The sequence below is a fragment of the Paraburkholderia sp. CNPSo 3274 genome (assembly GCF_024206475.1).
Lineage (GTDB): Bacteria > Pseudomonadota > Gammaproteobacteria > Burkholderiales > Burkholderiaceae > Paraburkholderia.
Genome location: NZ_JAMBPR010000033.1, coordinates 33454 through 46572 on the forward strand (window position 1 = coordinate 33454; position 13119 = coordinate 46572).

The 13119-nt window shown below is 61.4% G+C and carries 14 protein-coding genes; all 14 read right to left on the reverse strand.

Annotated elements, in window-relative coordinates:
• Positions 1 to 218: 218 nt before the first annotated feature.
• From M3I54_RS22515 to M3I54_RS22580, 14 genes are read right to left on the reverse strand one after another with little or no spacing between them, the layout of a single operon-like run.
• Positions 219 to 2834, reverse strand: coding sequence for a transglycosylase SLT domain-containing protein (locus M3I54_RS22515; RefSeq protein ID WP_254339943.1), 2616 nt, complete (start codon positions 2832 to 2834; stop codon positions 219 to 221).
• The gene (locus M3I54_RS22520; RefSeq protein ID WP_254339945.1) at positions 2834 to 4366 is read right to left on the reverse strand and encodes a hypothetical protein; all 1533 of its coding nucleotides are present in this window, start codon (positions 4364 to 4366) and stop codon (positions 2834 to 2836) included. Before M3I54_RS22520 ends, M3I54_RS22515 begins: the two co-directional genes overlap by 1 nt.
• Positions 4367 to 4369: 3 nt before the next feature.
• Positions 4370 to 5155, reverse strand: a complete 786-nt coding sequence (locus M3I54_RS22525; protein ID WP_254339948.1) for a hypothetical protein — start codon at positions 5153 to 5155, stop codon at positions 4370 to 4372.
• The gene (locus tag M3I54_RS22530) at positions 5152 to 6003 is read right to left on the reverse strand and encodes an SET domain-containing protein-lysine N-methyltransferase (protein WP_254339950.1); all 852 of its coding nucleotides are present in this window, start codon (positions 6001 to 6003) and stop codon (positions 5152 to 5154) included. The genes M3I54_RS22525 and M3I54_RS22530 overlap by 4 nt, the downstream gene beginning before the upstream one ends.
• Positions 6000 to 6335, reverse strand: a complete 336-nt coding sequence (locus M3I54_RS22535; RefSeq protein WP_254339952.1) for a hypothetical protein — start codon at positions 6333 to 6335, stop codon at positions 6000 to 6002. The genes M3I54_RS22530 and M3I54_RS22535 overlap by 4 nt, the downstream gene beginning before the upstream one ends.
• Before the next feature lie 12 nt (positions 6336 to 6347).
• Positions 6348 to 6728, reverse strand: a complete 381-nt coding sequence (locus M3I54_RS22540) for a hypothetical protein (RefSeq protein WP_254339954.1) — start codon at positions 6726 to 6728, stop codon at positions 6348 to 6350.
• A gap of 9 nt (positions 6729 to 6737) precedes the next feature.
• Positions 6738 to 7313 (reverse strand): hypothetical protein, encoded by a 576-nt coding sequence (locus tag M3I54_RS22545; protein ID WP_254339956.1) that lies wholly within the window; start codon positions 7311 to 7313, stop codon positions 6738 to 6740.
• 1 nt (position 7314) lies between these two features.
• Positions 7315 to 8793, reverse strand: coding sequence for a hypothetical protein (locus M3I54_RS22550; protein ID WP_254339958.1), 1479 nt, complete (start codon positions 8791 to 8793; stop codon positions 7315 to 7317).
• Positions 8790 to 9743, reverse strand: coding sequence for a hypothetical protein (locus M3I54_RS22555; protein ID WP_254339960.1), 954 nt, complete (start codon positions 9741 to 9743; stop codon positions 8790 to 8792). Before M3I54_RS22555 ends, M3I54_RS22550 begins: the two co-directional genes overlap by 4 nt.
• Positions 9744 to 9959, reverse strand: a complete 216-nt coding sequence (locus tag M3I54_RS22560) for a hypothetical protein (RefSeq protein ID WP_254339962.1) — start codon at positions 9957 to 9959, stop codon at positions 9744 to 9746.
• Between the two features lie 3 nt (positions 9960 to 9962).
• Positions 9963 to 10295 carry a hypothetical protein gene (locus M3I54_RS22565; protein WP_254339964.1) on the reverse strand — a complete coding sequence of 111 codons (333 nt, stop codon included), beginning with the start codon at positions 10293 to 10295 and terminating at the stop codon, positions 9963 to 9965.
• A 45-nt stretch (positions 10296 to 10340) separates the two neighbouring features.
• Positions 10341 to 10733, reverse strand: coding sequence for a hypothetical protein (locus tag M3I54_RS22570; RefSeq protein WP_254339965.1), 393 nt, complete (start codon positions 10731 to 10733; stop codon positions 10341 to 10343).
• 49 nt (positions 10734 to 10782) lie between these two features.
• Positions 10783 to 12099 carry a P22 phage major capsid protein family protein gene (locus M3I54_RS22575; protein WP_254339966.1) on the reverse strand — a complete coding sequence of 439 codons (1317 nt, stop codon included), beginning with the start codon at positions 12097 to 12099 and terminating at the stop codon, positions 10783 to 10785.
• Positions 12100 to 12159: 60 nt separating this feature from the next.
• Positions 12160 to 13065, reverse strand: a complete 906-nt coding sequence (locus M3I54_RS22580) for a hypothetical protein (RefSeq protein ID WP_254339967.1) — start codon at positions 13063 to 13065, stop codon at positions 12160 to 12162.
• Positions 13066 to 13119 lie beyond the last annotated feature (54 nt).

The following is a 13119-nucleotide window of genomic DNA, read 5'->3' on the forward strand; positions in this document are numbered from 1 at the left end:
CCTTATCAGGGCCTACTACAGACGCAAATGGGAGGGCGCACACCCCGGTGCCCCTCTGAATCTGGGTTGGATAACAAAGCGGATTAACTGCTCGCAGCTAAGGGGAGAGATCCTTAGCTGCCACTATGAAAAGGCACACCGGGAGCACGTCTTTCTCGTGCAGGACGGCGCAACGGTGGAATGGCATATTGCGCGCCATTCATGGGCGCGCGGCTGGGTTATGGATTGACGTTCTTCGAATAGCGCTTCGCGAGCGCCGCGGCGGATTTCGATTCGCCACCCGCGCGCGCAAGCGACGACAGACGGTTGCCGGCGATTTGCCCCGCGAATCCGCCGACTGTCCCGCCCACCGCATGGCCCACCGCATTCGCGGCATAGGGAAGCGCCGTAGCGATTCCCGAGCGTAACATGTTGATGTGCTGCGCTGCTGCGCCCGGATAGGATCCCGGCTGCCGGATGATGCGCCCAGCCTCATTCAGGGTGCGCAGCGCGCCCATCTCATTGCCGTTGAAAATCAGTTTGAGTTTAGGCGCCATGCTCTGAGCGGTCTTCGAAAACTGGTTGGCGTTCCAGTATTCAGTCTTACCGCCTGCGTCCGTGAGCTGGCGCGCGGCCTGCCCGCGAATCTCCGCGAGCGAGCCCTGAACATCGGGCGCTAGTTCCGGCGCCATCTGTTCGATCTTCGTCAGGCTGCCGAGCAGATTGCGGAAATTCGCGCCATCCATGCCGACCACGCGCTGTCCCACCTTTTCCATCGGTACATTGCGATTCAGGCCAGTGCCGTCCTGATCTCCAAGCAACTTCGAAATCTGGCCCGGGTCTGCAAGCATCTGCTGACGCTGCTGCCACATCGATCGCGCCTGATCGAACAAACCCTGGCCGCCGGCCGCGCCCACGTCGGTATCGAGAGCCTGCTTGACCTGGCTGATGAACTGGCCGGATTGCGGATTGTCGCGTCCCACTGCATTGAGCCACTGGCGGAAGTTCTCGGCGTTCTCGATGGTCCGCGGCGCGGCGCCCTGTTCGGCTGGCGTCTGCTCGGCGAGATCCGAGAAGCGTGCGAAACGATTCTGCACAGCGTTATAGAGCGCCTGACGATCGGGAGATGCCGACATGCGGTCGCGCAGGTCAAGATCACCCAGCAGGTTCGTGAGCGCGGGCGTCTCGGCGAGCGGCACATTGCCGGCCTGCTCGCGCGCCTGCTGATAGAGATTGCCGGCCTGATTGTCGAACCAGTCGCTCATTTTCTGGAGCGGCGCGAGAATCTTCGTGCCCACCCCCTCAGCATCGAGCATTGGATCGCGCCCGGTCATGTCGTTCACGCCATCGGCATAATTGCGAATCGCATTCTGCTCATCCGCGATCGTTGCGCGCGTCACATCGCCAATCGGGCTGCTGACCTTGGCATTCTGGTATTCAACGCCGGCCTGCTGCGGATCGCCGCTCAATACCGAATCGCGCACGCGATCGAGCCCGAGCGCGCGCACCACGTCGAGCCGCGCGGCCTGATCAGCCTGAGGCAATGGACCGGAGACGGTAGGCGACTTGTCGGGCGATGGAAACAGATCGATTGCTTTGCCTGAGACGGCAGGAAGATTCGCGGCGGCCATCGGTACACCCGCATCCGGCGAGGCAGGCGGCGTTTGCATGCCGGGCGACACCTGAGTAAAGGTGCCGTCACCATTGGCCACGTAGCGCGGCTTGGCGGCGGCTTCCGGAGAGATGCCAGCCGCCGGCGCCGCGGCTTCCGGTTGTGGGCCGCCGGCGGCAGTCGATTCCGCCGCGGGCGCAGGCTGCGCCGGTTCCGGCGTGCCGCGTAGCATCGCGCGCGTGCCGCCGATCGTGAGTGCGGCATTCGCGCCGAACTTGGCTAGATTCGAAATCTTCTGTGCGGTCTGCGGCGATGCACCGAGCGCCTGCGCGCCGCTGCCGATTGCATTCGAACCGGCATTGACCGCGCCGCCGATAATGCGGCCCGGCACATCGGCGACAGCCTGCCCGAGTTGCTGCGCGCCGGCGCTGCCAGCCGGCGTCAGCGCACCCTCAATCGCGTTGCTGACCTTTCCGGCGGTGTTCTCCCACGCCTGATTGGCCGCGCTGAAATCGCCCATCGTCGTGACGGCTTTTGCTGCGCCTGCGCCGAGCCCCGCCACGCTGCCAGCTAGACCACTCAATCCGCGTACGGCCGCCGCATCGACGGCGCTGCTGATTGGATCAAGGCCAAGTCCCTGATTGAGCTTCTGATGGGTCGCTGAGGTCTGCAGCGGCGCTGCCTTTGCCGCGGGCGTCGCAGCGGCCTGCGCGTTCTGCGCGGCAGTCTGGAGCGTGGCGAGCAGATCCGATTGCGGTCCGGTATCAGCTGGTGCCTGTTGACCTGAAGAAGTCTGCCCCGGTGTGGTAGGCGCAGGCCCGCCGGAGAAGCCCGGAACGCCGTTCATCACATGGTCGATGTACTGCGACGGGTCTGCGTTCTGGAAGCCGCCATAGGCCTTCAATGCGCCCTGATATGTGCCGCCGTTTTGCGCCTTGAGCTTCTGGATATACCAGTCCGCCGCGGCACGCGATTGCGCCGGATCGAATGGATCGAACTTGACGCCCTGGTTGCGCAGCATCGCAAGCGTGCCCGGCGTGAACTGGTACGGGCCCATCGCGCCGGTCGTCGGATTCACAAGGTTCTTGCCGCCGCTGCTCTCCTGATTCGTCAGTTTGTTCAGCATCGCCGCGGGCGTGCCATAGGACTTCGTCGGATCGAACGCGGCTGCCCCGGGCGAAGCAGATGGTTGCGCGGAAGGCGTCGTACCGGTCGCCTGCTGAAGCGTATCGAGCAGATCCATTACTGGACGCCTCCCCCATTGCTCAACTGGTTCAGATTCGCCGCCTTGTTCATGAGCGCCTTGAACTGTGCCGAATTCTTGCCGCCCAGGCTATTGACTATCGAACTGACTGTTGCGGTGTCGCCGCCCTTTGCCGCGTTGTACATCTCGAAGATGCGCGGATCGAAACTGGCGCCCCACTGCTGATCAAACTGGCGCTTGGCGAACACGCCCGCCGATGGATTCGCTGCGATCGCACGTTCGAGTCCTGGCTGATAGGCCTGCGTGCCGGACGTAATGGCATCATTCAGGCGCGTGATCTGCTTGATGGCCTGCGGCGTATAGGCAAGCGAGCCATTGGCCTTGATCTGCGCTTCAAGGCCTGCATTCGTGGATGGTCCCATGGTCTGCGCGGCCTGCAATGCAGAGCGCTCCAGCCCCTTGCCAACCATGTCGTAGGCCGTGGCCGAATCCTTCGCATCGCCCGCATTGAAGCCGAAGGCACTCGCGATATTGCGGAAGGCCTGACCGCTCGGGCCGGTTGCATCCACATTATCGATGTTGTCGAGCACGATTCGATTGTTCTCGTGCTGAAGGCCTGCGCCTGCGAACTGCTGGCGCGCGGCGTCGCGCTCGCCCTGCAGAACGGGAAGTGCCTGCGCATCGCCCGGTTGCGGCACGTATATGCCCTGTGTGGGCGCGTTCGTCACGCCAGTGATATTGCCGTTCGCGTCGCGGTTCGTGACCGTCATGCCGCCGGTAAGCGCGTTCGTGCCGACCTGTTGCCGCTCTCCCGGGCCGATCTGGTTCGGAATGCCGGGCGTGCCGGTGAGCGTACCCGGAGCCTGTCCATACTCGCCATTGGACGCAACCGGAACCGTCTGTGCGCCATTGTTGAGCATCTGCGTCGCGCCCTGAAGCTGCTGGGTCTGGGCCGTGGCCGGCGTCGTATCGCGCGCGAATTGCCCGAGCGCCGTTTGCAGGCCCTGAGGACTCTGGGCGTTCGTCTGGATGCCCTGAATCACCTGATCGACATAGCCAGAACCGGGCCCGCTTAGCGTGCGCTTGAGCGACGAAAGCTGGTTGATCATGTTGCCAGGATCGGTAATCGGCTGGCCGTTCGGACCCATGAAGCTGTGCGCCACGGCATTGACACGCTGCATATCGCTGTCCGACATGTTGCTCAGCGTCGTCTTGTAAGCATTCACGTGCTGCGCGAGGCCCATGATCTGGTCGGCATACTGACTGCCAACGAGGGGTGTTTTCGTCGCAGTCCACTGCTGCAGCTTGCCGTAATCGATCGTGCCGTCCGAGTTCTTGAACGGCGCATTCGGATCCTGCATTGCCGCGCTGAACGTATTACGCTCGCCCTGGAGCTGCGTATTGAGTTGCGCGCTCTGCTGCAGGTTCTGCGTCTCGGCCTGCATCATCTGGTTCTGCTGCTGGATATTCGCAAGCGAGGCCAGCGAAGTCATCGGCTGAAGCATTTGCCCCATTGATGTGAAGGGGCTGCCGACCTGCGCCTGAAGCGGAATTGACGGATCGATAGGCATGCTTTAGCTCCCCGAAGGTGTCCAGCCAGGCACGCCATAATCGCCACCACCCGACGAGCCGAACAGATTTCCATTACTCATGCCGTTGAGCATGAGATAGCCCATACCGTTGTTCAGGCCACCCGAGATCGCATTCGCAGTGCCGATCGTGCCGGCCGCCTGTGCATTACCGGCCGACTGGATCGTATTGGCCACATTAGCACCGGTCTGGGTCGCATTCTGGCCGACATTGGCCGCGGCGTTTTCGCCAAGATTCGCGAGGCCAGAGAGGCGGTTGTAGATGTTCTGATTCTGCGTCTGATATTGATTGAACTGGTTTCCGTACTGCGTCTGGTAGTCATTGAAGGCATTCTGGAAGGCGGTGCCCGCCATCTGCTGGTTGTAGCCGATCAGCCCCTTCATGGCCGCACCGGAAAGCACGCCGTCGCTTGCCGCCTGGCTATTCTGCAGCGCCTGCTGTCCCTGGCCGAGCTGGAAGCTATACGCCGGCGACATGTACTGCTGCCAGTTCGTATTGCTGATCGACGGCTGGATTGCCATCGGCGTGTTCAACGTGCCGAGCTGGCCATTCAACGTGGAAAGCGCCGTGCTGCCGGAACTCATATACGGCTGCAGGTTCCCCTGAGTCGTATTGAACATCTGCAGTTGCGCGGCCGTTGCATTGTTCGCCGCATTGGCCTGCGTATTCGCAGCGGACTGCGCACCTTGCGAACTGATGACCGCGCCGCCGATGGCGCCCACACCCGCTGCAATGCCCCCGATCGCGGCAGCTGAAAGTCCCGCACTCATGCTTTACCCCCGACAGGCTGGAATCCGGCGCCATTGACATGCATGGCCTGCCGGTAATCGACGGTCACTTCCTCATCCTTTGCAATGGGTTCCATGGCATAGGCCAGCAGATCGCCATTCGGCATCGGTACGAACCGGCAGTTCGGATGCGCGGAATGGTTCATGAAGCGCCCGGCCGGCGCGCGCCTGTCATCGAGGCGAACGGGTTCCAGCAGATCGCCCGGCGTGAAATCGAATAGCGAGAACAGGCCATTGCCTTCAATCGGAGATGGCCGTAGTTCGAGCGTGCGCACCCATCCAGGCATGCGCATCTGGTCCGCTTCGTTTTCGACGAGGCGCGTGACGGTTTCCTGCGTGAGGCCATATTCAGCGAGGAATCGCGCATAGTCGTCGCGATCCAGTTGCGCGAGCATCTGGACATTCTGTTCACCGCCCATCAGTTCCGCGCTCGTCGATTCCGTAATCTCTTCGATGAGGCGGTCGATATCGGTTTCGTCCGTCGCGTGATAGGTGGTCCAGACCGTTTCCTCGACCGCGTAGCCCACGCGCTTGGCGCCCGGCTTTGAGACGATCGTGCACGGCGCGACGAGCTCCTTCATGCCCTCGTCGGTCGAGACGATGATTCGCCCCTTGCTGACCGTGCACAGATGCTCATGCCGGTGCACGGCACCCGTCACCACGACGCCCGCCGGAATCGTCATCTCACGCGCGGCCATGCCGGGCGCGAAGTAGTGGCGCACCGGACAATCGATCTGTGGCAGGCGTTGAATCTCGCGCTCTAGCGATTCGACCTTCGTGCGCATACCGAATGAAGGCTGCGAGAAGGTGACGTTCGGAACGATCTTCATTCGACGAGCAGCTGCGTGATGAGGTCGCCAGCACCCACGACAGTCGCATCGCTATCCGCCGCATTGACGGTCGTGGCCATCCACATCGTGTGGCTGAAATTCGCGGGAATCGCGAGCGACAGGACGGCCTCGCTGGATGCCGGAATCTGGATCGTGAGTTTCGGGACCGTCGTACCGACTACCGGCTGGTCCGTCGAATCATAGAGCTTCACGTAGCGCGCGGCGGCGTTTGTATTGAGGATCAGGTAGCCAGCGAGATTGCCAGCATAGGGCTTGACCTGCGCAAGATTCGTCGTAGCCGCGGAGACCTGACGGAAAACGGAAGCAGACATGAAATTCTCCAGTTAGACGATACCGATTTCGCCCTCAGCCTCGAACACGAGGCCAGCGGCAGAGCCAACGCCAGTCAGGAAGTCGGCAACATCGAGACGCACAAGGCCATACCAGTCGAGGTAATTGCCCGGATTTCCCGATGCAGGAATACTCGTGCCGTTGAAGGCAAAGGCGCTTGACGCGGTCGAGCCGCCACTAGACCCGATGAATAGCGACGGAGAAGCCGCCGAGGCGCCGGTATTGACGATGCGGATATGGCGCAGGATCACGTAGGTATTCGCGTTCGTGCCCGCGAGGCCAGTTCCCCCTGTCAACGTCGGCGGATTGACGATATTTCCGGCAGACGTAGGGATAGCCACCGGACCGAACCGGACGACCTTGTTCGAAGCCATGAGAGGTCCTTACTGAGGCATCAGGAATCCCTTGACGAACACCTTGGTGGTGCCCACAGGGATTGCGGAAGTGAAAGTGAGTGTCTTGCCACTGAGCGAGAACTGGTCTGCGCCCTGGAATGCGCCATCGAAAGCGACGATCAGATTTGCCTGATAACCATAGGGCTGCGAAAGCGTAAGGCTCGTCGTGGTGCCAGCAGTGAAATCCACGCCGGCGGCGAATCCGTATGTGCCGCCGCTTCCCTTTTCGTCGAACCATCCGCCAGGCGCTAGCAAGCCGCGCAACATCGGTTCGAGTTCATCCGGAATATCGAACAGCAGCGCGGGTCCGATTGCGCCCGGGATACCATTCGCGCCCGGCGGCCCCGGCATCATGAAGAATTCGTCGACCCCTTCTTCATCGCCGAGGAAAGCTGGGGGCGCTGAACTAATGATCGTCGTGCCGCCGCTCGATGAGCCTGAAGCACCACCGGTGCGCTGCCACAATGTGAGAATCAGATACAGAAAATCGCGATTCGGCCGGCCATGCTCATCTATCCAGGTATTCACCCGCGCGAGCGGGAAGCCTGCCGGAAAGTTCGCCATGTCAGCTAGCGATCAGCGTGGCGCCCACGACATCGCGCGGCACCGGATCGGAGAACTTCGCTTCATAGACACGATCACGTGCGGCGCCCATCCGTCGCCAGATGGCGCGCCATTTCGTCTTGCCAACTGGACCGATCGATTTCCAGTGTTCGTTGCTCCACGTCTGCGCACCATCGTCGGACCAGCGAAGCATGATTTCCGGATTTCTGCCCTGTCCGTTCTGGAGGCCCACGCCTGGCGTGAATTCGATCTGCAGGCGCTGATAGAAGACGCGCTCGCGGTCGTCCTGATCCCATACATGCTGCGTGCGGCGCCAGCACACGAGCGGCGCGCCATTGTCGGTATAGACCGAACGGGTCATCTGGTAGAGGTTGCCGGTCTGGTAGTCGCCTACAAGATTCAGTCCAGCAAACAGCATGTGGCAGTTCGATAGGTGACGATGGAATTGCCCGGCCACCGGGTCATAACTCAGGCGCTCGTGCCACATGCGCGTGGTCGCGTCCCACACCCATGTCGCGTCCGCAGTCGGGAACGTGAGCACGTAGAAAAGATGCTCATCTTCCTGATACGAGTAGGCGATCGCGTCGCTGATGACGGGATAGGACGCAATGGCATGATTCACCGCGATCGTCGATACGTCCTGAATCTCATAGCCAATCGTGCGCATCACGGCGTTCTGCCCCTGCTCGTTCTGGCCGAGCCATACGAGGCTGTCGCCCACGCGCGCGATAGATTGAGCCGCCGAGCAACCGCGCTGCATCGTGACGCCCTGAAGTCGAGAGAACGGGAAATTCTGTCCTTCTGACGAGCCGGCGTCATACCACACTTCAGTTGTGCGCTCACCGACTAGCCACAGCTCGCGCTTATCCTCGATGAACGTCACGAGGTTGTCGGTGCTCGAATCCTTCAGCGCGAAATAGGTGGCGTCGAACGCGCTCGTGCCGTTCCAGTAGAGTGGTGCGACATAAAAAGTCTGCGAGTTCGGTTTGTTGAAAACGAGCCAGCCGTCGATAAAAGCGATGCGCGTCGCACCAAGCCAGGCGGGATCGCCAATCTGTATGACGGTCTGCTTGGCGATATTGACGACGTAGCCATTCACGCCATCGACAATTACGGCAATACCGCCCGCACCATTATCGCGGATGACAACCGGCCCTGTTGAGGTGAGCAGCGTGCCGATCTGGGTAGCCTTCAGGACTGCGTTACTCGTCGCGGTCGCGGCGGTCGCAATCGATACCATGAAGACTTCGTTGCCGGATACAACAATCGCCTGCGTGCCGCCGGGTAGCGGCCAGTCGCCGCGCATCGGGCCGCTTCCAATGGTGAGATTGTTCAGGAGCCCAGGCGTGCCGAGCAGCGCCTTGGGCGTTTTCGATCCTTCGTTCTGGCTGACTTCCACATACCAGTTGACGCACTTTTCCGCGTCCTGCAATAGCATCGGCGCTTCGTAGGCTTGCCCAACGAAGGGAAACTGGCTCATAGGAAGCCGCCATGAAGTACCCAACCGGCGTCGTTCTTCGCGCGGCCTGCAATCGCATTGTCATAAGTCGCCACGCTCTGGATCTGCGAATTGAGGCTTTTGACTGCCGTCTTGGCGACGCGATACTGGCCAGCGAGGCTATCGGGCACCGGCTTCTCCCCCTTGTATTCCGGCCATAGCTCGATCGCGAGCGCGACCTTCAGGAAGCGTTCATAGCCCTGCGGCAACTCAATGGGCGTATTGAGGCTGACGAAATCGGAGAACAGATTGTCGGTCCAGAGATGCACTTCGCCGCCCTGCGACGGATTCGGGAAGAAGTACATCGTCGCGAGCGGCCACGCGGCGTCGTAATACATGACGCGCGGCCATGGACCCGGCTGATTCTTCAGGCCGATGGCATTCCACTGATCAACCGAGATCGGGCGCAGCGGATAATCGACCTGCGAAATCCCGCTCGTCGTCAGCCGCGTGAAACCGGTGAGCACGCGCAACGGGCGCTGGATCGGGATATTGCCTGGCGTCGTGAACGTGACCGGAAACAGCACGGAATAGGTCGCGATGGCGTTCGCGGACATCGTGACGGTATTCGTGCCGATGGCTGTCACCGTCGCACCTGAGGCGATCCCAGAGCCGCTGAGGCTGCCGCCGACCGCTAGATTGGCAGGGATTGCGGTGACACCGGAAATTACATTGCTGCCCTGAACCACGGTGCCGAGGAACGTGCCGCCGACCGGATTGCCGACTGTGTAGATGTTCTGGCCGGATACCAGATTGAAGATATTCTCGACGCGGTTGTAGCACGCCAGATGCTCGTTCGACAGGCTGTCAAGCAGATCGTTGAGCACGTACAGTGCATCCATTGCCATGTCGTCGTCCGGCGTCTCGCCGGCGGCCAGCTCATTGATACGCTTGAGCGCACCCTTGATGATATCCAGCGCGGTGGCCGACATTTATGCCTCCGCCCCTTCGGTCTTAGGCTTCGGACCGGGCTTCTTGCGGATCAGCGAAGAAAGGTCTTCGGCCCATCCATCGGCTTCCGCTTCGGTCTGCGCATCTGCCGAAGAAGCGATCAGCGTCTTGACGGTGCCGATATGCAGGCCAGTCTTGAGCGCATCCGCGTCGGCGAACTTCTCGCCCGAACGATAAAGCATCTTTGGAAATTCCATGGCTTATGCGCTCATCACGGAAGGAGGCGGCGAGTACTCGCAACGCGTCACGTTCAAGAGATAGATTTCCGCCGTGGGCGTAATCGCCCCAGTGGTCACGTTGCCAAACTGAACGGCGATCTGGTTTGCGGCGACCACGCGCACGTTCGAGACAACGAGTCCCGAAGTATGCGAAGGCTTGTTGATCGAGACGAAATCGTTCATCTGAACGCCCGGAAGCGTATAGGTGGTTTCTACCGTCGAATTGGCGGCGATGTTCGTCCCGTTGTTCGGTGTGAGCGTGACCTGAAGATTTTCTTCGAGCATCACGTTTCCGCGGCAGACTGTCGTTGCCATATGCTGTTCTCCAGAACTGGGAGAGCCGAAGCCCTCCCGATGGGGTTAGAACGAGTTCATGTAGCCGGCGCCGGAGGCAACCGTGTCGAACGCCTGCAGACGGGTCACGCGCACCGTATAGATGCCGGCGGCGGGCGTGATCGGGCTGGCCGTCACGTTTCCGAAGGTGATCGTCAACTGGTCCGCCGGCGCGCCTGCGATGGTCGGCTGCGTGATGAGGCCCGCCTGGAAGGACGGACCTGCGATCACTTCGCAGACGTCGCCCTGCTGAAGGCCAAGGCCCGATGCAGCGAAGTTCTGCTGCGCGGTCGTGTTGGCAGCAACGGCCACCGGCGTGATGGAGACGGTCGTGATGATCGCCATCTTCTGCAGGTTGCCGATGGGCAGGCACGGTACCGGATTTGCGGTAATCGCCGGGCCCGGATTCGTCGTGGTCATTTCGAGACTCCTGAGAAAGGGAAAGCCCCTTGCGGGGCTTCAGATCGGGTTAGCCGGCGACTCGGCAGGCGAGTTCGCGGTACAGGGACGCCCAGCCATACAGCACATCGAAACGCGCCGGAATGGCATCGTTATTGATGGTGTACTGGCGCACGATGCGGATCGACAGGCCGGTCATCTTGTCGGCCGCGCGACCCGCGAAGTGCACGCCATCGGGCAATTCAAGATCGGCAGTTGCCAGCGTGAACGCGTTCTTGTGCATCGCGATCGATTGCGGCGAGTAAGCATTCGCCGAGCCGAACACGGTGATGGCCGCATTGTTGGCCGGAGCCGCAGACACGTTCTGGAACTGGCCCGCACTGATGATCGCAGGCGCGATCGTGAGCTGGAGCTGGCCCGAACCGTTCGACGCATATTGGCCGCCGATGACCTGACCGAGGCTGTTGAAGACCGGCGTGAAGGTGCCAGCCGCGGGCGTGCCAACTGCAGGACGCACGACGAACTGGCGAAGCTGGTTGGAGCCCCACTGCGCGCGGTTCTGCGGGTTGACCGCATAGACGCCTGCAATGGTGATGACGTCGCCCACGTTCAGCACGTTGGTCGTAGCCGTCCAGCCGGTCGTGTAGAGCGTACCGTTGTCCTGCCAGCCCGACGCGATGAGCGCCGACGAGGCATTGCCCGTCGAGAACACAGGTGTGCCGCCCTGCGCGCCGACCTGATACGAGGCGATGTTCTGGCTCTGGTACCAGTCGAAGCCGAGCGTATCTTTACCGAGCAGGCCCTTCTTGTACATCTCGCCGATCGTCGCCGCCGGGTTGAAGAGACCCTTGAGCGCGTCGGCCATGCTCACCATCGAGAACGGATCGAGCAGGATGCAGCGGTCGCCGTCATCCGGAGCCGCTTCCGAATCCATGATGGCCTTGGCCGTCAGGGCGGTCAGTGCAGCGGTCGGCTTGGTGCCCGGCGTGCCCACGGCGTTGGCCGTATTCTGATAGGCGAAGGTTGTACCGTCGAAGTCCACCTTGTTGGCGATGGCGGCCACTGCGGGCTTGATGAGACGGCCCTTGAAGTCATCCATCGACAGCAGCAGATCCGCGGTCGAGAACTGCGTATCGACGTGGAACTGCGTGGTGAGCGTGACGGGCACGCTGCCTTCGACGAAGTCTTCCACGTTCAGCGCGGGACCGACCGTGCCCTTGAAGCGGGCCGGGCGGCGGACGTTGACCGTATAACCGATCTTCGCGCCGGCAATGGCGAATTTGTCGTCGTACTCCTTGTTCACCTTGTCGGAGAACACGAGTTCGTTTTCGAGGACCATCAGCGATTCATAGGTGATGTCGCTGATGGTCAACATGACGTTGGACATTTCAGGCTCCGTAAACGACGAAGCCCCGCACTCGGCGGGGCCTCAATGGTCTGGGTGGCGTTAGCGCTTTCGTCTGGCTGCTTCCTGCTGCTGACGCATGGCCTTGTACTCGGCATACGTCATCTGCGAGGTCGGCTTTTCGGCGGACCCCGATGCATCAGAAAGCGGTTCGATGGGCGCTGGCGCCTTCGATTTTTCGGGTGTTGCGGATGCTGCTGCGGCAGGCGCGTCTTTCTTCGCAGGGGCCTTGTCGGCGGCCAGCCGGTCCTCGAGCTTTCCGAGCATGCGCACTGCCGAAGTGAGGCTCATGCCCCGCAGCAGTCGTGCTTCGTCGGGATTCTTCGCGAGGTAATAGGCCAGTTCGTGGCCATAATCGCTTTCAACAATTGCCATATAGATGGGATTCGGGAGATCGATTTCAGACTTCCCTACTACATCGTCATAGTCCGGCATCGTTTCGCGCGCTGCCTTGCCACGACGATCCCAGCTATCGGCCAATTGCTGCTGTGCGGCCTGCATGCGTGCCTGCTGCTCTTCCTGCTGTCGCTCGGCAAGCTTCTGATCCACCTTCCAGTCGGTGAGCGCCTCGTGATAGTCCGCCTCGGTGACGAACTGCGCGCGCTCCGGCTTTGGATCGGGTTCTTTCGGCGCGGGTGTTGCCTGCGCGGCCTGCATCTGTTCGCGCAGTTCAGCAAGCTCGGCGCGCAAGACTTCTGCTTCCGTGCGTGCATCGTTGCGTTCGTGACGCGTGCGTACCAGTTCCTCGATCAGGGGTTTCTTCTTCGGCTGCTGCTGTGGCGATTCCTGACCGACAGGAGTTTCTATGCCCGTCTTGCCCTCTTCGCCCGTCTTTTCAGGCGCTGGAGTGGCAGGGGCTGCGTCAGCCGCGGGAGTCGCGGCCGGTGCTTCGCCGGTCAAGCGTTGCATCAGCGTTTCGGAAGTGACAACAGTTGCGGTCTTCGACATGGATCTCTCCACGATCCCCAATAAAAACGCCCCACACGGCGGGGTGACCGTGTG